Origin of the sequence: Pelagivirga sediminicola, assembly GCF_003072125.1 — a bacterium.
GTDB lineage: Bacteria > Pseudomonadota > Alphaproteobacteria > Rhodobacterales > Rhodobacteraceae > Roseovarius > Roseovarius sediminicola.
In genome coordinates this window covers 234,979-254,315 of sequence record NZ_QCYH01000001.1, presented here as the reverse complement: position 1 = coordinate 254,315, position 19,337 = coordinate 234,979, and the positions used below count along the sequence as shown (strand labels likewise).

Here is a 19,337-nt window from a genome sequence, read left to right as displayed (position 1 = left end):
TAAAGCCGCGCAACCATGCGACCATTTCGCACCCCCCGGCGTCAGTTTGCCTTGCGCTTGCGGATCGGGGCAGGGCGCACGCGGGCCTCGATCGTGTCGTAAAGCTTGCCCACGATATTCTTGCCGGTGGATCCTTCGATCCCCTCGAAGCCGGGCGAGGAGTTGACCTCCAGCACCTTCGGCCCTTTTTCGGCGCGCAATAGATCCACACCGGCCATGTTCAGGTTGAAGGCCCGCGCGGCGCGCAGGGCGGTATCACGCTCTTCCTTGGTGATGCGCACGGATTTCGCGCTGCCGCCCCGGTGCAGGTTCGACCGGAAATCCCCCTCGGCGCCCGTGCGCTTCATCGAGGCGACCACCTTGCCGCCGATCACGAGGCAGCGGATATCCTCGCCCGCGGCTTCCTTGACGAAATCCTGGACGAGGAAATTGGCCTTGAGCCCGCGAAAGGCGTCGATGACGCTTTCGGCGGCCTTTTTCGTCTCGGCCAGAACCACGCCCTTGCCTTGGGTCGATTCCAGCAGCTTGACGATCAGCGGCGCGGTGCCGACCAGCGCGATGATGTTGCCGGTGTCGCGCGGGCTGGCGGCAAAGGCGGTGTTGGGCATGCCGATCTTGGCGCGCGCCATGATCTGATGCGCGTGCAGCTTGTCCCGGCTGGCGACGATGCCGGCGCTGCCATTGACGCAATAGGTGCCGATCGTCTCGAACTGGCGCAGGATCGCCGCGCCGTAGGGGGTGATCGACGCGCCGATGCGCGGGATCACGGCGTCAAAGCGCGGCAGGCGCTTGCCGTCGTAATGCACTTCGGGCGCCATCGCGTTGATCGCCATATAGCAGCGCGTGGTGTTGACGACCTCGACGGTATGGCCGCGTTTTTCGCCCTCCTCCACCAGGCGGCGGGTGCTGTAATTGTCCTCGCGGCTGAGAACGGCGATGCGCAGGGCGCGGTCGGGCGCCTCGCTGCGCATCTTGGAGGTGGAGTAGACGTCATAGCTCAGCTCGGGCTGCAGGAAGCGGTCGGTCGCGACGATCGAGATGTGATCCTTCAGCGCCTGCCGGCCCAGCAGCATCCGGCTGGCCATGCCGTGCCGATTGGTCAGCGTGATCTCGATCGGCCAGCGGTCGCCGTTCACCGACATCAGGGTTTCGATCACGAAACGCGATTCGCTCTCGCCGTTTGAGGATGTCACGTCGCGCCGGTCGATGATCGTCGCCGAGCAGGGGATGACTAGATCGTCGCGGCCCGGAATGGGGTGCAGCGTGAAGCGCACCTTGGGGCGCGACGCAGGCCCGAAGGTTTCGATGTCGAAGGCATGCAACGCCGAGGTGCGCGCGCCGGTATCCACCTTTGCCTTGATCGCCGGCACGCCCAGCTTGGGCAGGCCGATCCATTCCTCCCATCCGAATTGCAGGGAATCGAGCGGCTCGGACGGGGACATTGGCGGACCTTTCGTGGAGAGTTTCAATGGCGGAATGGTGGGATGTAGCGCGTTTGCGCCAAACGTAAAGCGGAAAGGGGCGCGCGCGCCGTTTGCGTCCGCCTGAATCCCGCCGTCCCGCGCCGCTCAGCCTTTGTTCACATCACCCTTGACGCGGCGGACCTGGCCGTTTCTCAGGCGAAACATCCGGCGCAGCGCCGCCCACGCGCCCAGCGACAGGGCGGCGAAAAGCACCAGAAGCAAGGGCAGCCCCAGAGCCAGCGGCGCGAAGATCAACAAGAACCCCACAGCCGCCGCGCCGAGCGCGAAGCCGAGGAACAGGAAGCCGGGCAAGACGATCTCGATGATCGCAAACAGCAACGCGGCAACCAGCCATGCCCACCACAGCGCCCAGAGCGGCACGGTTTCGACCACCTCGATCATGGCTTGCCCTTCAGCATCGAGAACGCGTTGCCGAAAGCCTCCAGCGCAGCGGCCGGCACGAGGATGGTCGAGGACGACGGGCTGGCGCCCAGCGCATTGAGCGCCTCCACCTGCTTCAGCGCCACCTGGTATTGCGCGGCCGCCAGCCCGTTATCGGCGATGGCCTGCGCCACGACGGAGGTTGCATAAGCCTCGGCATCCGAGGAGATGCGCCGCGCCTTGGCCGATTGCTCGGCGGCATAGAGCTCGGCATCCGCGTTCAACTCGACCGCGCGCTTGCGGCCCTCGGCCTCGGTCACGTGGGCGCGGCGGGCGCGCTCGGCGTTGAGCTGCTGAAGCATCGCATCGCGCGTGGCCTGGTCCAGATTGACGTCGAGGATCTCGGCGCGGGTCACTTCGATCCCCCAGTTGTCGACCGCATCCTCGACCGAATCCTTGATCGTCGCGATCAGCTGCGCGCGGTTCGACTGCACCTCGTCGAGGTCCATCTTGCCCATCTCGGCGCGGACGATCCCGGCGACGGTGGTGGCGATGGCGCCGTCGATATCGCGGATCCGGTAGACCGTCTTTTCGGGCTGGACGATGCGGTAGAAAACCGAGCTGTCGACCTGCACCAGCACGTTGTCCCGCGTGATCGCGTCCTGGCTGGCGGTGGGCAATTGCCGCTCAAGTATCGAGATCTTGTGCGCGATCCTGTCCAGGAACGGCACGATCATGTTGATGCCGGGGCCCAGAACCGAGTGGAGCCGACCGAACCGCTCGACCACGTGCTGCTCGGATTGCGGGACGATCTTCACCGCCTTGAAGATGGTCAGGATGATCAGCAGCGCAAGCAGCAGATAAAGCAGATTGGATGACAGCAGATCCATGATGGCGTCTTCGGACATGAATGGCATTCCTGAAATGGCACCGGCCCGCGGCGCGTTGGCTTTTGCAACTTAATACGATGCGGTTTAAGAAACCGCAAAAATGCATGAGGGCAAGCCAAAGATGACAGCGCGGTTCGAATTCAAACTGGCGGCGACGGACGGGCGCGCGCGCACCGGCGCCATCAGCACGCCGCGCGGGCAGATCCGCACGCCGGCCTTCATGCCCGTCGGCACCGCCGCCACCGTCAAGGCGATGCTGCCCGAAAGCGTGGCCGCGACGGGCGCCGACATCCTTCTGGGCAACACGTATCACCTGATGCTGCGCCCCACGGCCGAGCGGATCGCGGCGCTGGGGGGGCTGCACAAGTTCATGAACTGGCCGGGTCCGATCCTGACGGATTCGGGCGGTTTTCAGGTGATGAGCCTTGCCGATCTGCGCAAGCTGACCGAGGAGGGCGTGGCCTTTCGCAGTCATATCGACGGCTCCAGACACATGCTGACGCCCGAGCGATCGATCGAGATCCAGGCGCTTCTGGGCAGCGATATCGTGATGTGCTTTGACGAATGCCCGGCGTTGCCCGCGACGGACAAGGCTGTGGCCGAGAGCATGGAACTGTCGATGCGCTGGGCGCGCCGCTCGAAAGAGGCGTTCGGCGAGCGGCCCGGCCACGCGCTGTTCGGCATCCAGCAAGGCGGCGTCACGCGTGAGCTTCGCGGCGCAAGTGCCGATAAACTGGTCGAAATCGGATTTGACGGCTACGCCATCGGCGGGCTGGCCGTGGGCGAGGGGCAGGAGGCGATGTTCGGCGTTCTGGACTATGCGCCCGACATGCTGCCCGAAGGCAAGCCGCGCTACCTGATGGGCGTGGGCAAGCCCGACGACATCGTCGGCGCGGTCGCGCGCGGCGTGGACATGATGGACTGCGTGCTGCCCAGCCGCTCGGGCCGCACCGGGCAGGCGTGGACGCGGCGCGGGCAGGTCAACATCAAGAACGCACGCCACGCCGATGACCCGCGTCCTTTGGACGAGGACTGCACATGCCCCGCCTGCCGGAGTTATTCGCGCGCCTATCTGCATCACGTGTTCCGCGCGCAGGAGATGATATCTGGCATGCTGCTGACATGGCACAACCTGCATTATTATCAGCAGCTTATGGCCGAAATGCGCGCCGCCATCGCGCGGGGCGACTTCGGGGCGTGGCAGGCGCAGTTCCATGCGCAGAGGGCAGAGGGCGATATCGAGCCGCTGTGATGCATCGGCAGAAAGAATGAGTATTTTTGCCAAGACGAAGCCAAGGCGTCACAATCGGGCGGCGGGGAGCGCGCATTTTTAGATGAATTGCGCAGGGATCGTCCTTGCACCGGCGCTGCCGCGGCGTCATTCTAAGCGGCGCGAGGTTGAAAGCGGTGCCTGCCTGCCCCAAATTAACCTGTGAAAACGGAGAGGGCATGGTCGCCGCCGGGCGGGGCCGGACCCTCTTGCCAATAAAGGGCCGGGACCAATCCCGGACCGCTGCATAAGGAAAGAGCATGCAAGAGCCCCTGAATTCTTCCTATCCGGTGCTGCCGCTGCGCGATATCGTGGTGTTCCCGCACATGATAGTCCCGCTTTTCGTGGGCCGGGAAAAATCCGTGCGCGCGCTGGAGGAGGTGATGGCCGACGACAAGCAGATCCTGCTGTCCAGCCAGATCGACCCCAGCGTTGATGACCCTGACGCCGAAGGCATCTACAAGGCCGGTGTTCTGGCCAACGTGCTGCAACTGCTGAAGCTGCCCGATGGCACCGTCAAGGTGCTGGTCGAAGGCGTGGCGCGGGTGCGCATCGCCGAATACCTTGATAACGAGGCGTTTTTCGAGGCGCGCGCCGAATACCTGACCGAAATGCCGGGCGACGCGACCACGATCGAGGCGCTTTTGCGCAGCGTCGGCGCCGAGTTCGAGCGTTATGCCAAGGTCAAGAAGAACATCCCCGAAGAGGCGCTGACGGCCGTTTCCGACAGCGAAGAGCCCGCGCGCCTTGCCGATCTCGTGGCCGGGCATCTGGGCATCGACGTTGAGCAAAAGCAGGAATTGCTCGAGACGCTTTCGGTCAGCGAGCGGCTGGAGAAGGTCTATGGCCTGATGCAGGGCGAGATGAGCGTTCTGCAGGTCGAGAAAAAGATCAAGACCCGCGTCAAGAGCCAGATGGAGCGCACCCAGCGCGAATATTACCTGAATGAGCAGATGAAGGCCATTCAGAAGGAATTGGGCGATGGCGAGGACGGCGAGGGCGAAGTCGCCGAGCTGGAGGCGCGCATCGCCGCCACCAAGCTGAGCAATGAGGCCAAGGAGAAGGCCGAGGCCGAGCTGAAGAAGCTGAAGAACATGAGCCCGATGAGCGCCGAGGCGACCGTCGTGCGGAACTATCTGGACTGGATGCTGTCGATCCCGTGGGGCGTCAAATCCCGCGTGAAAAAAGATCTGGCGCGCGCCGAGCAGATATTGGACGACGACCATTACGGGCTGGAGAAGGTCAAGGAGCGGATCGTCGAATATCTGGCGGTTCAGCAACGCTCGAAGAAGCTGAAGGGGCCGATCATGTGCCTCGTCGGCCCTCCGGGTGTGGGCAAGACGTCGCTGGGTAAGTCTGTCGCGCGTGCGACGGGGCGCGAGTTCATCCGCATCTCGCTTGGCGGTGTGCGCGACGAATCCGAGATCCGCGGCCACCGCCGGACCTATATCGGCTCGATGCCCGGCAAGATCATCCAGGCGCTGAAGAAGGCCAAGACGACGAACCCGCTGATCCTGCTCGACGAGATCGACAAGATGGGCCAGGATTTCCGCGGCGATCCTGCTTCGGCGATGCTGGAGGTTCTGGACCCTGAGCAGAACAGCACGTTTGTCGATCACTATCTGGAGGTCGAATATGACCTCTCGAACGTGATGTTCCTGACCACGTCGAACAGCTACAACATGCCGGGCCCGCTTCTGGACCGGATGGAGATCATTCCGCTGGCCGGCTATACCGAGGACGAAAAGCGCGAGATCGCAAAGCAGCACTTGCTGTCCAAGCAGATCAAGAACCACGGTCTGAAGAAGGACGAGTTCGAGCTGACGGATGCCGCGCTGACCGACATCATCCGCTACTACACGCGGGAGGCCGGTGTGCGGAACCTCGAGCGCGAGATCGCCAAGGTCGCGCGCAAGGCGGTGACGAAGATCATCAAGAAGGAGGCGACGCAGATCACCGTGACGCCCGACAATCTGGGTGATTTCCTGGGTGTGCGAAAGCACAAGTTCGGTCTGGCGGAGGATGCCGATCAGGTTGGTGTCGTCACAGGGCTGGCCTATACGTCCGTGGGCGGCGAGCTTCTGAATATCGAGGCGCTTCGCCTGCCGGGCAAGGGCCGGATGAAGACCACCGGCAAGCTGGGTGACGTGATGAAGGAAAGCATCGATGCGGCCAACTCCTATGTCCGCTCGGTCGCGCCTGCCATCGGGATCAAGCCTCCGCGGCTGGAGAAGTGGGATATCCACGTCCACGTCCCCGAAGGCGCGACGCCCAAGGACGGGCCGAGTGCCGGCCTTGCGATGGTGACGTCCATCGTGTCGGTGCTGACAGGGATCCCGGTGCGCAAGGACATCGCCATGACCGGCGAGGTGACACTGCGCGGTAATGCGCTGCCCATCGGTGGCCTGAAGGAAAAGCTGCTGGCGGCGCTGCGCGGCGGGATCAAGACTGTGCTCATCCCGGCCGAGAATGAGAAGGATCTGGTCGAGATACCAGACAACGTCAAGGAAGGGCTCAAGATCATTCCCGTGACCCATGTGCGCGAGGTGCTGAGCCTGGCCCTGACCCGCGCGCCGGAGCCGGTCGAGTGGGACGAAGCCGCCGAGGAAGCCGCCGCTGCCGAAGCAGCGCTGAAAGCCGGGCCGGACGGCACCGGGGCCACAGCGCACTAGGCGGATGCGCGCAACGCGAGATCGAGCGTTGCGCGCCTTCGTGGCTTGCTCGGACTCCGGGGGATGATGGCTAAATCCCTATCTGGCCTCTGCATCCGGATCACGGAGTGGGCGACGAAATTGAAGATACGGAAAAGGGGCGCCGGTCATCGGCGCCCCTTTTCACATCCATGACCGCACAGATGGCACCTGCGCGGCCCGCATGGGCTCGCGTTTATCCCCGGTCGCACCGCATGATGCGCCGCGTCAGTAGGCCGTGACGAGCGCCGTCACAAAGATCAGAGCGGTCAATGTCACCGCCACCATCTCGGCCTGGTTGGCCGACGAGCTGGCTGTCTCGGCTTCGATAACCGCAGGTTCCATGACCGGCGCCTGAACATTGCCCGCATGAAGCGGTGCGGCGGTCAGCGTGATGGCGGCGGTGGCCGCCAATGCGAATTTTTTCATGAGATGGTTCCCCAAAATATGACATGCCGCTTCGGCGCCACGCTCCGGCACAGCCCCGATGGGGAGAGTGCTCAGGCCCGCGTACCGAGGCGATGCCAAGCATCCCAGCATATTGACCCTGCGTCAAGACAGGTATGGGCTGCGCGGCGCATCATCCGAATAACGGCGTCTCCGGCTGTGTGCGCTTCAGATCGGCAAGCAGCGCGCGGTACATCCTTTCCGCCCGGATGATGCGCGATGGCGGCAGCTGGACCGTCTCGACGCGGATCAGCGCCTCGACCGCCAGAAAGAACGGCAGCGTCGCGCCGCGCTCCTGCGCGCTGAGGTCCAGCGCGGCCGAAAACGCGCCAAGACAGGCGGCGTCGACGCCGAGGCATGTCGCGCCCGACAGGTTCAGGCGCCTGCGGCCCATATACATGGCAAAGCGGGCGGCGTCCTTGAGCACCGGCAGGCGCTGCGATCCGCCCAGATCGATGCCGGTCAGGCGCGCGCCGTCCGCGATCAGGTTGTTGGGATGAAAATCGCCGTGGCAGATCGCGGTCCGCCACGGCGCGGCCGCGACGGCGGGCGCAAGGCGCCGCATCTGGGCCAGAATGTCCTCCTCCAGCGCGCGCAGCTGCGCGAAGGGTTGGCAGGTGGATGCAGCCTCGGCGCGCGCAACCCATGCATCGGGGCGCGGCGCGCGCCAATCCTCGGACATGGCCGTGCTGCGGCGCAGCCACGTCGCCGCCGGGCGCAGCCACGCGCGGCGCGCAGGCGGCGCGGTCTGGTAGAGCAGCTCCAGCAGGGGGGTGCCGGTGACGCGCTCCAGCACGATGATGCCGTCCGCGATGCTGGCCGCGACCGGCTGGGGCGTGCGCAGATCGCCCGTCGCCATGTGGGGCCAAAGGCGCTGCAACTCATCCCATTCGCGGCGCGCGGCGTCATGCTCCGCCGTCAGGTGCATCCGGAAGACCACCCGCCGTCCGTCCAGCGTGCCGTGAAAAATCGCCCTTTTGCCCGGCACATGCCGGATCAGGTCGCCCGGTTCGGCCCCGGCCAGTTCGGGCACGCGGCGGCGCGCGGCGTCCAGCCGTGCGGTGATCTGCATCATCGCGTCAAGGTCGGGAATGGGGGGCAGCCGGGGCGTCATCGGCGCAGTCAATCGCAGCGCTGCGAGGCGGTCAACCGAAATGCCGCTCGCGGCGATTGAACACCTGTGGGCGCGCGGTTATGCTGCGCGCCGAATGCCTGACGGGCCGCCTCACTGACAAAGGACCAGCCGCATATGAGCGAGACAAACGTAGCCGAGATGACGTTCGAAGAGGCCATGAAGGAGCTGGAGCAGGTCGTCGGCAGGCTGGAGCGCGGCGATGTCGCGCTGGACGAATCCATCACGCTTTACGAGCGGGGCGCGGCGCTGAAAAAACGCTGCGAAGCCAAGTTGAAAGAGGCCGAGGAAAAGGTCGCCGCCATAACGCTGGACGGCCAGGGCCAGCCTGTCGGCACCACGCCCGTCGAAGGTCTGTAGCGCGCCGTGCAGACCCGGCTGGATGAGGCGGCGCGCATCGTCGCGGCGCATCTGTCGCAGGTGCTTGCGCCCTTTGGCGGTGATGTGGGCGATGCGATGCGCCACGCGCTGCAGGGCGGCAAGCGGCTGCGCGCCTTTCTGGTGCTGGAGGGCGCGCGCCTGCACGGGGTAGAGGCAGGCGCCGCGATCTGGCCTGCCTGCGGGATCGAGGCGATGCATGCCTACAGCCTTGTTCACGATGATCTGCCTTGCATGGATGACGACGCCGAGCGGCGCGGCCAGCCGACGGTGCATGTCAAATGGGACGAAATGACCGCGGTTCTGACCGGTGACGCGTTGCAGGCGCTGGCCTTCGAGCTGGTCACGCATGCCAGCACCGGCAGCGCCGCCATCCGCGCCGAGCTGGCGCTGAGCCTTGCGCGCGCCGCGGGCGGGCAGGGGATGGTGATGGGGCAGGCGCTGGACATGGCCGCCGAGCGGGCGCGCGCGCCCCTGTCGCTGGAGCAGATCACCGCGCTGCAGGCCGGCAAGACCGGCGCGCTTTTCGAATGGAGCGCGGCGGCCGGGGCGCGTATGGCAGGCGCCGATCCCGCGCCGCTGATCCGCTATGCGGCGGCGATGGGGCAGGCGTTCCAGATCCATGACGACGTGATCGACGTGACCGGAGACGCCGCCGCCGCCGGCAAGGCCGTGGGCAAGGATGCGGCGGCCGGCAAGGCGACCTTCGTGTCGCTTCTGGGGCTGGAGGGCGCGCGCGCCCGCGCGGCCGAACTGGTTGACGCCGCGTGCGACGCGCTATCTGTTTACGGCGCGGCCGCAGCGACCTTGCAGCAGACCGCGCGCTTCGCTATCTCGCGTCACAGCTGACCTGACGCCCCGAGGAGGGGCAGTGCCATGACCACCGAGCCCACGCCAGAAACCCCATCGGCGCCGAACACGCCGCTTCTGGACCGTATCGCCAGCCCCGCCGACATGAAGCGGCTCAGCGACCGCGAGCTGTCGCAGCTGGCCGATGAGTTGCGGCTGGAAACCGTGCGCACGGTGTCGCAGACCGGCGGGCATCTGGGCGCGGGGCTTGGCGTGGTGGAGTTGACCGTGGCGCTGCATGCGATCTTCGATGCGCCCCGCGACAAGATCATCTGGGATGTCAGCCATCAAAGCTATCCCCACAAGATCCTGACCGGGCGCCGGGACCGCATGAAAACCCTGCGCCAGAAGGACGGGATCAGCGGATTCACCAAGCGCTCGGAATCGCCCTACGATCCGTTCGGCGCCGCCCATTCCAGCACTTCGATCAGCGCCGCGCTCGGCTTTGCCGTGGCGCGCGATCTGGGGGGCGCCTGCGATACCGGCCATGGCGATGCGGTGGCGATCATCGGCGACGGCGCGATGAGTGCCGGCATGGCCTTCGAGGCGATGAACAACGCCGGCGCGCTTGGCAAGCGGATGTTCGTGATCCTGAACGATAACGAGATGTCCATCGCGCCCCCGGTCGGCGCGCTGTCGTCCTACCTGTCGCGGCTATACGCCGAGCAGCCCTTTCAGGAACTGAAAGCCGCCGCCAAGGGGGCCATATCGCTGTTGCCGCCGCCGCTGCAGGCAGGCGCGCGCCGTGCGCGGGACATGCTCAAGGGGCTGGCCGTCGGCGGCACGCTGTTCGAAGAGCTTGGGTTTTCCTATCTGGGCCCGATCGACGGGCACGACATGGAGCAGCTTTTGCCGATCCTGCGCACCGTGCATCAGCGCGCGACCGGTCCGATGCTGATCCATGTGCTGACCAAGAAGGGCAAGGGCTATGCCCCCGCCGAGGGCGCCGATGACGGCGGGCACGCGACGGCCAAATTCGATATCGTCACCGGCAAGCAGAGCAAGCCGCCCAGCAACGCGCCCAGCTATACCTCGGTTTTCGGGCGGGCGCTGGTGGATCTTGCGGCAAGGGATGACCGCATCGTCGCGGTCACGGCGGCGATGCCGGACGGCACCGGCCTTGGCCTCATGGCCGAGCGGTATCCCTCGCGCTGCTTTGACGTGGGCATTGCCGAGCAGCACGCCGTCACCTTTGCCGCGGGCATGGCGGCCGGGGGCCTGCGCCCGTTCTGCGCGCTCTATTCGACATTCCTGCAGCGCGGCTACGATCAGGTCGTGCATGACGTCGCGATCCAGCGGCTGCCGGTGCGCTTCGCCATCGACCGGGCCGGGCTGGTCGGCGCCGATGGCGCGACCCATGCAGGCAGCTATGACATCGCGTTTCTGGCCAATCTGCCGGGATTTGTCGTCATGGCCGCCGCCGACGAGGCCGAGCTGGTGCATATGGTGGCCACCGCCGCCGCGCATGACGATGGCCCGATCGCGTTCCGCTATCCGCGCGGCGACGGCGAAGGCGTGACGATGCCCGAGCGCGGCGAGATCCTGCCGATCGGCAAGGGCCGCATGATCGCCGAGGGCAGCCGCGCGGCGATCCTCAGCTTCGGCACGCGTCTGGGCGAAGTGCGCCGCGCCGCCGAGGCGCTGGCGGCGCGCGGCATCACGCCCACCATCGCCGACGCCCGCTTTGCCAAACCGCTGGACCGCGAGATGATCCTGAAGCTGGCCGAGGATCACGAGGCGCTGATTACCATCGAGGAGGGCGCCGTCGGCGGGTTCGGCAGCCATGTGGCACAGCTGCTGGCCGATGAGGGCGTGTTTGACCACGGGTTGAAATTCCGCTCCATGGTGCTGCCCGATATCTTCATCGATCAGGCCAGCCCTGCGGATATGTACGCGGTCGCCGGCATGGGCGCGCAGCAGATCGAGGCGAAGGTGCTGGAGGTGCTGGGCATCGCCCGGATGGTGGGCAAGCGGGCCTGACCGCGCCGTGCGCTCTGCTGTATTTCGCCCGGCGTTTGGGGTATGATCGCGGGATGATCCTGCTTCGCCTCCTTCTCGCCTCGCTGTGGCTGGCGCTTCCGGCTAGCGCCCAGACGCTGGAGGGGCCGGACGCCCCGGCGTCTGTCACGCAGATGGCGTCCGGCCTGACCGGCCCCTGGGCGTTTGGGTTTCTGCCGGGTGGCGACGTCTTGATCACCGAAAAACGCGGCCGATTGTGGCGTCTGAAGGATGGGCAGACATCCGAGCTGGGCGGCGTCGGGCCTGTTGCGCAGATCGGGCAGGGCGGTCTTCTGGACATTCTGGTGCCACGCGATTTTGCCCGCACGCGGCAGCTTTATTTCACGCAGGCGCTGGAGCAGCCCGGCGGCGCGGGCACCGCGCTGGCCACGGCGATCCTGCCCGAGGGCGCGGACGCGCTCGGCGATTGGCGCGTGCTCTACCAGATCACGCCGGGCAGCCGCGGGGGGCAGCATTTCGGCTCGCGGCTTGTCGAGGGGGCGGATGGCCTGCTTTACATGACTGTCGGCGAGCGGGGCGATCGCCCCTCGGCGCAGGATCTGGCGCGCGAGAATGGCAGCGTGCTGCGCCTGACCCGCGCGGGAGATCCCGCGCCCGGCAATCCGTTTGCAGGGCAGCCCGGCGCGAAAGCGGCGATATGGTCCTTCGGGCACCGAAATCCGCAAGGCGCCGCGCTCGACACCGAGGGCGCGCTTTGGGTCACCGAACACGGTGCAAAGGGCGGCGACGAGGTGAACCGCATCGCCAAGGGCGCCAATTACGGCTGGCCTGTCATATCCTACGGGCGGCATTATTCCGGCGCGCGGATCGGCGAGGGCACGCAAAAGCCGGGGATGCAGCAGCCCGAGTTCTATTGGGATCCCAGCATCGCGCCCTCGGGGCTGATGATCTATTCCGGCGCGCTATGGCCCGAATGGGAGGGCGATTTCTTTACCGGGTCGCTGAAATTCGGCTTCATCTCGCGCCTGTCGGGCGATCCGCTGCGCGAGGTCCAGCGCCTTCAGGGCGCCGAAACCGCGCGGCTGCGTGACATCCGCGAAGGCCCGGACGGCGCGATCTGGTTTCTCAGCGAGGGGCAGGGCGCGCTTTACCGCATGGCGCCCTGATGGCTCAGACCGACAGGCGCGAGGTATGCGAGCCGCGTTCGCGGTAGGGTGTCGTGCTGTAATGCGCGCGGTAGCATTTGGAGAAATGCGACGGCGACGAGAACCCGCAGGCAAGCGCGACGTTGATCACCGACATATCGGTTTGCATCAACAGGTTGCGCGCCTTTTGCAGCCGCAGTTCCATGTAGTAGCGCTTGGGCGAGCGGCTGAGATAGCGGCGGAACAGCCGCTCCAGCTGCCGGGTGGACATGCCGGCATCCCGCGCAAGGACCGCCGGGCTGATCGGCTCTTCGATATTGGATTCCATCATCTGGATGACCTGGCTCAGCTTGGGATGGCGCACGCCGATGCGGGTGGGAACGGACAGGCGCTGCGTGTCCTGATCGGTGCGGATCGACGAATAGATCAACTGGTCGGCCACGGCATTGGCCAGCTTTTCATCATGGTCCTGCGCGATGATGCTGAGCATCAGGTCAATCGACGAGGTGCCCCCCGCCGTCGTCATGCGGTTGCCGTCGATGGTAAAGACCGATTTCGTCAGATCGACTTCGGGAAACTCCTCGGCAAAGCTGTCGTGGTTTTCCCAGTGGATCGTCGCGCGCTTGCCGTCCAGAAGCCCCGAACGCGCCAGAACATAGGAGGCGGTGCACAGCCCGCCCATCTTCAGCCCGCGTCGGGCCTCGCGGCGCAGCCAGTTCATCACCCGCTTGGTCGCCGCCTGCTGAATGTCGATGCCGCCGCAGACCAGAACGGTATCGTCGCGGGTCAGCTCGCCCAGGGGGCCGTCCAACTGAAAGCGCGACCCGGCCGAGCACATGATGACATCCTCGCTGTCGCCGACGATGGTCCAGTCGTAAAGCTGCCGCTCGGCCATGCGGTTGGCGATGCGCAGACACTCGATTGCCGCCGCGAAGCTCAGCAAGGTGAAGTTTTCCAACAGCACGAACACGAAACGGCGAGGGGCGGTTTGCGTGCCGGTCTGGGGTCTGCGAGCATCGCTTGGCATGGTCACGGATCCTCTGCTGCCGCTCCGTCATCATCCGTGAGACACGAAAAAGAAGGCTTTGACAAGGGATTGGACCGGTGATCGCACAGGGAATTGACCGGTTCCGCGCAATATTCGTGTGGCAACCCGGCGGCGGCTTTAGTATAGACCCGGTGCAGAATTGCCCAAAGTGCGGAGTGCAGACAATGGCAGAATGGACAAAATCCGACTGGCGCGCCAAGCCGCGCATCCAGATGCCCGATTACACCGACGCCGAAGCGCTTGAATCGGTCGAGGCGCGGCTGTCGCAATTCCCGCCGCTGGTTTTTGCCGGCGAGGCGCGGCGCCTGAAGGCGCAGCTGGGCGCGGCATCGCGCGGCGAAGCGTTCCTGCTGCAGGGCGGCGATTGCGCCGAAGCGTTCGAGCAGTTCAGCGCCGATGCGATCCGCGACACGTTCAAGGTGATGCTGCAGATGGCGATGGTGCTGACCTTCGCGGCCAAGGTGCCGGTGGTCAAGGTGGGCCGCATGGCCGGCCAGTTCGCCAAGCCGCGCAGCGCCCCGACCGAGGTGGTGGACGGCGTCGAGCTGCCCAGCTATCGCGGCGACATCATCAACGAGCTGCCCTTCTCCGAAGACGCGCGCATGCCCGATCCGGCCAAGATGTTGCAGGCCTACACCCAGTCGGCGGCGACGCTGAACCTTCTGCGCGCCTTCTCCAAGGGCGGCTATGCGGACATGAACAAGGTCCACAGCTGGACCCTGGGCTTTACCGAGGGCGAGAAGGCGGCGCGCTATCGCGAGATGGCAACGCGCATCAGCGATGCGCTGGATTTCATGCGCGCGGCGGGCATCAACAACGGCAGCACCGAGGCGCTGCAGACGGTCGATTTCTACACCAGCCACGAGTCGCTGCTGCTGGAATACGAAGAGGCGCTGACGCGGCTCGATTCCACTTCCGGCAACTGGCTGGCCGGGTCGGGCCACATGATCTGGATCGGCGACCGGACGCGCCAGCCGGATGGCGCGCATGTGAATTTCGCCAGCGGCGTGCTGAACCCTATCGGCCTGAAATGCGGCCCCTCGATGACCGAGGACGATCTCAAGGTCCTGCTGGCCAAGCTGAATCCGGCAAACGAGGCCGGGCGACTGACCCTGATCGCGCGGTTCGGCGCGGGCAAGGTGCAGGAGCATCTGACGCGGCTGATCCGCACGGTTCAGGCCGAGGGCGCGAATGTGCTGTGGGTGTGCGATCCGATGCATGGCAACACCATCAAATCCGCCTCCGGCTACAAGACGCGGCCCTTCGATGCGGTGCTGCGCGAGGTGCGTGAGTTCTTTGCCGTGCACAAGGCCGAAGGCACTATCCCCGGCGGCGTCCATTTCGAGATGACCGGACAGGACGTGACCGAATGCATCGGCGGCGTTCAGGCCGTGACGGACGAAAACCTGAGCGATCGCTATCATACGGCCTGCGATCCGCGCCTGAATGCGTCGCAATCGCTGGAGCTGGCCTTTCTGGTGGCAGAAGAGCTGTCGGCCCTCCGGCAGGAACGCCACGCCGAAGCGGTTTAAAGGGCGCGATAGATATTGAGAAAAAGGGGCCGTGTGACGGATTTATCGCGCGGCCCTTTTGCGTCCGGAACCGCGAGCGTCTCAGCTTTTGACGAGGCGCAGATAGGGCCGCTCGCCCTTGCGCGGTGCCGCGCTGCGCTCCAGCGGCGCCTGCGGCTCGGCAAAGCCGGGCACGGCTTGCGGGCGTGCGGGCGGCGCCTCACCCGCGCCTTGCGGCACATGCGCCGCGCCCTCAAGGGGCGTGATGCGGCCTTGGGTGATGTCAAAACGGCGCGGCCCGCGTCCCGGCGTGCCGGTGGTCACGATACATCCCAGCGCGCGCGAGATGTCGCCCAGATCGCTGCGCAGCGGCAGGATCAGCATCTCGCCCGTCAACTCGGGCGCGCCGATCCCGCCGGGTGACAGCAGCTGCAGGCGCACCATCGCCGGTTCGTCAAAAAGGCGCACCAGATGCAGCGAAAGCGCGTCGCGATGTGCGGGCACAAGGAACGCGCTCAGCGGCATCCCGCGCACCTCCATTCCCATCAGGTCCGTCAGATGGCTTCCGGCGATGCGCATGCGCGCAAGGCCCGGCGCGATCCGTTCGGCGATGAAGGCATTGGTCAACAGCGCCTCGATCCCGCGCGGATCGATGTCCGAGCGGCGCGGCACGTCACCGCCGCGGCGCATGCGCTGCCAATAGGCGATGAAATCGCTGAGCGCAGCCGCGTGTTTGGGCGAGGTGCCGCCTGCGCCGCCACTGTTCTTGTCACGCGTCGTCATGTCCTTGCGGTCTCCCCGGTCATCATACTGCCTTGCGCCGCGCGCCCGACCACCCCGCGCCAACACACGTTGCGCATAGGTGGTTCCGTGCCCCGCCTCTAAATCGATGCGGACGGGAATCGGCAGCACATGCCACACAGTTGCCAAGGTATGACATGAATACCGGCCCATTTGTCTAAAATCCGCCGCAAATGGTTAACCTTCGCCGAGCGGATCGCGCCGGGCGCTTGCCACTGCGCCAGCCAGCGCATAGGACGGTCGCCGACATCGGCGCAGGCGGGCAGGGGGCGACATGGCGATATCGCAAAGCGTGACTTCGATGACCGGCTTTGCCGCCGCGCGCGGCGCCCAGGGCCCGTGGTCCTGGACGTGGGAGCTGCGCAGCGTCAACGGCAAGGGTCTGGATCTGCGCCTGCGCGTGCCCGACTGGATTTCGGGGCTGGAGGCGGCGCTGCGCGCACGGCTCGCCAAGGCGCTTGCGCGGGGCAATGTCACGCTGAACCTGCGGCTTCAGGCCGAGGATGCGGGCGGGCATCTGCGCATCAATCCGGCCCATCTGGACGATGTTCTGAACGCCATCGCCGAGGTCGAGGCGCGGGCGATGGCGCGGGGCCTGTCGCTTGCCCCGGCGCGCCCCGGCGACGTTCTGTCCGTGCGCGGCGTGCTGGAGACGGCGGGCGGCGACGAGGACACGGGCGCGCTCAAGGAGGCCCTCTGCGCCGATTTCGAGGAGGTGCTGGCCGATTTCGTCGCCATGCGCCGCAGCGAGGGCGCGGCGCTTCACGCGCTGCTGGACGGGCATCTGTCCGACATCGCCCGCCTGACCGACGCCGCCGCCACCGCCGCAGAGGGCCGCCGCGCGGACGCGGCGCAGGCGCTGCAAGACAGCCTCGCGCGCGTGATGGACGGCGCGGCAGGCGCGGACCCCGCCCGCGTCGCGCAGGAGCTGGCGATGATCGCCGTCAAGGCCGAAGTGACCGAGGAAATCGGCCGCCTGCGCGCGCATGTGGATGCCGCGCGCGATCTTCTGGCCAGCGGCGCGCCCGTGGGCCGCAAGCTCGATTTCCTCACCCAGGAATTCAACCGCGAGGCGAATACCTTGTGCGCCAAGGCGCAGTCATCTGCGCTGACCGCCATCGGGCTGGAGCTGAAGGTCGCTGTCGACCAGATGCGCGAACAAGTCCAGAATGTGGAGTAAGACATGACAGACCGGCGCGGCCTTTTGATCATTCTCTCCTCGCCGTCGGGCGCGGGAAAATCCACCCTGTCCCGGCGCCTGCGCGACTGGGACGAAAACGTGCTGTTTTCCGTCTCGGCCACCACCCGCGCGGCGCGCGAGGGCGAGATCGACGGCAAGGATTACTATTTTCTGCCCACCGACGATTTCAAGCGGCAGGTGAATGACGGCCAGATGCTGGAGCACGCCTTTGTTTTCGGAAACCTCTATGGCTCGCCCAAGGGGCCGGTCGAGGCGGCGATCAACCAGGGGCGCGATGTGCTGTTCGACATCGACTGGCAGGGCGCGCAGCAGATCCAGAACTCGGATCTGGGCAAGCATACCCTGTCGATCTTCCTGCTGCCGCCGTCGATCGGCGAGCTGCGTCGCCGTCTGGAATCGCGCGGGCAGGACAGCGCCGAGGTGATCGCAAAACGCATGCAGAAAAGCTGGGACGAGATCAGCCATTGGGCCGAATATGATTACGTTCTGACCAATGACGATCTGGACACGACCGATGCCAAGCTGAAACAGATCATCGCCGCCGCCCGCCTGCGCCGCATCCAGCAGCCCGCCCTGACCGAGCATGTGCGCAATCTGCAAATGGAATTCGAGGATTTGAAATGACGCTCTATACCTTCGAGGGCCACGCGCCCGAAACGCCCGCCGATGGCGATTTCTGGGTCGCTCCCGACGCGCATGTGATCGGCCGCGTGGTGTTGGAGGCGGGCGCGTCCGTCTGGTTCGGCGCCACGCTGCGCGGCGACAACGAGATCATCCATGTCGGCGCCGGGACGAATGTGCAGGAAAACTGCGTCATGCATACCGATATGGGCCATCCGCTGACCATCGGCGCGGGCTGCACGATCGGCCACAAGGCGATGCTGCATGGCTGCATGATCGGGGACAATTCGCTGATCGGGATGGGCGCCACCGTGCTGAACGGCGCGCGGATCGGCGCCAATTGCCTGATTGGGGCAGGAGCGCTTGTGACCGAAGGCAAGCAGATCCCGGACGGATCGCTTGTCATGGGCGCGCCCGGCAAGGTGGTGCGCAGCCTTGACGCCGCCGCCATCGAGGGGCTGCGCCAAAGCGCGCTTGGGTATCAGGACAAGATGCGCCGCTTCAAGAGTGGTCTGCAAGCGATTGATTGAAAGATAAATTCAGCGAGGCAGAAGGTCATCCTCGCCGATCTGCGTGGCCAGCCACTCGCGGAACTTGATCAGCGCCGCATCGCCTGATTTGGCATCCGGCCAGATCAGGTGATAGGCGCCGGGGCTGGGCGTCGGCCCGCCCCATGCAACGACAAGCCGCCCGGCAGCCAGATCCGCCTCGGACAGGTATTCGGGCAAGAGCGCCACGCCCAACCCGTGCAGCGCCGCCTGCGTGATGGTGGCGAACTGGTCATAGGTCGTGCCGGTCACGCGCCCCGCCTGCACCCCTTGGGCGGCAAACCATGCGCGCCACGCGCCGGGCCGCGTCTCGATATGCATCAGCGGCATGTCCAGCAGGCTGGCGGCACTGGTGGGCGGTTTTGTTTCGATCAGATCCGGCGCGCAGACAGCCAGAACCGCCTCGCCGCGCAGTCGCATGGACCGCGTTCCGGGCCAATCTGCCTCGCCAAAATGTATAGCCGCGTCAAAGGGTTCCATCGCGAAGCTGAACGGCTTGATCCGGGTTGACAGGTTCAGCGTCACCTCCGGGTGGCTGCGCGCGAAATCAGGCAGGCGCGGCACCAGCCAGCGCATGCCGAAGGTCGGCAGGATCGCGAGGTTCAACGCGCCGCCCGATGGATTGGCCGTCAGCTTCAGCGAGGCTTGCGCGATCTGGTTCAGCGCCGCGCGCACCTCGGCGGCATATTGGACGGCATCCTGCGTCAGAACGATGCGCCGGCCGTCCCGCACGATCAGCGTCACGCCCAGCTGTTCCTCCAGCGCCTGTATCTGACGGCTGACGGCGCTTTGCGTCAGCGCCAGCGCCTCGGCGGCGGCGGTCGCGCTGCACAGACGGTCCAGCGCCTCCAGCGCGCGCAAGGACGCGATCGAGGGCAGAAATCTGCGGGGCAGGGCCATCTATTCCGTTTCCTCATGAATTCGCGCAAAACACTTGGTGTTCTTCTGCGCCGAATGGCCCTATATATCAAGCAGACCGCATGATAAACTCATGGAAAGGGAA

At 65.8% G+C, this 19,337-nt stretch carries 18 protein-coding genes; 10 read left to right on the top strand and 8 right to left on the bottom strand.

Going from position 1 to position 19,337, the window contains the following annotated elements; translation table 11 throughout:
- Positions 1–41 precede the first annotated feature (41 nt).
- The 3 genes from rimK to DC366_RS01160 all read right to left on the bottom strand — a co-directional run bounded on the left by rimK (position 42) and on the right by DC366_RS01160 (position 2,752).
- Positions 42–1,442 carry a 30S ribosomal protein S6--L-glutamate ligase gene (gene rimK / locus DC366_RS01170; RefSeq protein WP_108690352.1) on the bottom strand — a complete coding sequence of 467 codons (1,401 nt, stop codon included), beginning with the start codon at positions 1,440–1,442 and terminating at the stop codon, positions 42–44.
- Positions 1,443–1,568: 126 nt separating this feature from the next.
- The gene (locus tag DC366_RS01165; RefSeq protein WP_108690351.1) at positions 1,569–1,865 is read right to left on the bottom strand and encodes an NfeD family protein; all 297 of its coding nucleotides are present in this window, start codon (positions 1,863–1,865) and stop codon (positions 1,569–1,571) included.
- Complete coding sequence (locus DC366_RS01160) at positions 1,862–2,752, bottom strand: SPFH domain-containing protein (RefSeq protein ID WP_108690795.1); 891 nt, start codon at positions 2,750–2,752, stop codon at positions 1,862–1,864. Before DC366_RS01160 ends, DC366_RS01165 begins: the two co-directional genes overlap by 4 nt.
- A 103-nt stretch (positions 2,753–2,855) precedes the next feature.
- Here DC366_RS01160 and tgt point away from each other — a divergent pair, with 103 nt between their 5' ends.
- The gene (tgt, locus tag DC366_RS01155) at positions 2,856–3,986 is read left to right on the top strand and encodes a tRNA guanosine(34) transglycosylase Tgt (RefSeq protein WP_108690794.1); all 1,131 of its coding nucleotides are present in this window, start codon (positions 2,856–2,858) and stop codon (positions 3,984–3,986) included.
- A 278-nt stretch (positions 3,987–4,264) separates the two neighbouring features.
- Positions 4,265–6,676, top strand: a complete 2,412-nt coding sequence (gene lon, locus DC366_RS01150; protein WP_108690350.1) for an endopeptidase La — start codon at positions 4,265–4,267, stop codon at positions 6,674–6,676.
- Between the two features lie 246 nt (positions 6,677–6,922).
- Here lon and DC366_RS01145 read toward each other — a convergent pair whose 3' ends face one another.
- Both DC366_RS01145 and DC366_RS01140 read right to left on the bottom strand, forming a co-directional pair.
- A complete protein-coding gene (locus tag DC366_RS01145; protein WP_108690349.1) occupies positions 6,923–7,123 on the bottom strand; it encodes a hypothetical protein in 201 nt (66 codons plus the stop codon).
- A gap of 151 nt (positions 7,124–7,274) precedes the next feature.
- On the bottom strand, positions 7,275–8,255 hold the full coding sequence (locus DC366_RS01140; protein WP_108690348.1) for a phosphotransferase: 981 nt from the start codon (positions 8,253–8,255) through the stop codon (positions 7,275–7,277).
- Positions 8,256–8,390: 135 nt separating this feature from the next.
- Here DC366_RS01140 and DC366_RS01135 point away from each other — a divergent pair, with 135 nt between their 5' ends.
- The 4 genes from DC366_RS01135 to DC366_RS01120 are packed head-to-tail and all read left to right on the top strand — an operon-like array spanning position 8,391 to position 12,625.
- Positions 8,391–8,633: an exodeoxyribonuclease VII small subunit gene (locus tag DC366_RS01135; RefSeq protein WP_108690347.1), complete on the top strand. Its 243-nt coding sequence runs from the start codon at positions 8,391–8,393 to the stop codon at positions 8,631–8,633.
- A gap of 6 nt (positions 8,634–8,639) precedes the next feature.
- On the top strand, positions 8,640–9,500 hold the full coding sequence (locus DC366_RS01130; RefSeq protein ID WP_439331642.1) for a polyprenyl synthetase family protein: 861 nt from the start codon (positions 8,640–8,642) through the stop codon (positions 9,498–9,500).
- Between the two features lie 27 nt (positions 9,501–9,527).
- Positions 9,528–11,480, top strand: a complete 1,953-nt coding sequence (gene dxs, locus DC366_RS01125) for a 1-deoxy-D-xylulose-5-phosphate synthase (RefSeq protein ID WP_108690346.1) — start codon at positions 9,528–9,530, stop codon at positions 11,478–11,480.
- Between the two features lie 53 nt (positions 11,481–11,533).
- Entirely contained in the window at positions 11,534–12,625 is a 1,092-nt protein-coding gene (locus tag DC366_RS01120) for a PQQ-dependent sugar dehydrogenase (protein WP_108690345.1), read from the top strand.
- A gap of 4 nt (positions 12,626–12,629) precedes the next feature.
- Here DC366_RS01120 and DC366_RS01115 read toward each other — a convergent pair whose 3' ends face one another.
- Complete coding sequence (locus tag DC366_RS01115; protein WP_108690344.1) at positions 12,630–13,631, bottom strand: GlxA family transcriptional regulator; 1,002 nt, start codon at positions 13,629–13,631, stop codon at positions 12,630–12,632.
- Positions 13,632–13,816: 185 nt separating this feature from the next.
- On the opposite strand from DC366_RS01115, the gene DC366_RS01110 reads away from it, so the two are divergent.
- Positions 13,817–15,184, top strand: coding sequence for a class II 3-deoxy-7-phosphoheptulonate synthase (locus DC366_RS01110; RefSeq protein WP_108690343.1), 1,368 nt, complete (start codon positions 13,817–13,819; stop codon positions 15,182–15,184).
- A gap of 81 nt (positions 15,185–15,265) precedes the next feature.
- On the opposite strand, the gene DC366_RS01105 is transcribed toward DC366_RS01110, so the two are convergent.
- Complete coding sequence (locus DC366_RS01105; RefSeq protein ID WP_108690342.1) at positions 15,266–15,946, bottom strand: PAS domain-containing protein; 681 nt, start codon at positions 15,944–15,946, stop codon at positions 15,266–15,268.
- 292 nt (positions 15,947–16,238) lie between these two features.
- Between DC366_RS01105 and DC366_RS01100 the strand changes: the two genes are divergently transcribed.
- From DC366_RS01100 to DC366_RS01090, 3 genes are read left to right on the top strand one after another with little or no spacing between them, the layout of a single operon-like run.
- A complete protein-coding gene (locus tag DC366_RS01100) occupies positions 16,239–17,144 on the top strand; it encodes a YicC/YloC family endoribonuclease (protein ID WP_243404997.1) in 906 nt (301 codons plus the stop codon).
- Between the two features lie 3 nt (positions 17,145–17,147).
- Positions 17,148–17,789: a guanylate kinase gene (gene gmk / locus DC366_RS01095; RefSeq protein WP_108690341.1), complete on the top strand. Its 642-nt coding sequence runs from the start codon at positions 17,148–17,150 to the stop codon at positions 17,787–17,789.
- Positions 17,786–18,316 carry a gamma carbonic anhydrase family protein gene (locus DC366_RS01090; RefSeq protein WP_108690340.1) on the top strand — a complete coding sequence of 177 codons (531 nt, stop codon included), beginning with the start codon at positions 17,786–17,788 and terminating at the stop codon, positions 18,314–18,316. Before gmk ends, DC366_RS01090 begins: the two co-directional genes overlap by 4 nt.
- 9 nt (positions 18,317–18,325) lie before the next feature.
- On the opposite strand, the gene DC366_RS01085 is transcribed toward DC366_RS01090, so the two are convergent.
- Complete coding sequence (locus DC366_RS01085; protein WP_108690339.1) at positions 18,326–19,234, bottom strand: LysR substrate-binding domain-containing protein; 909 nt, start codon at positions 19,232–19,234, stop codon at positions 18,326–18,328.
- Between the last annotated feature and the right edge of the window lie 103 nt (positions 19,235–19,337).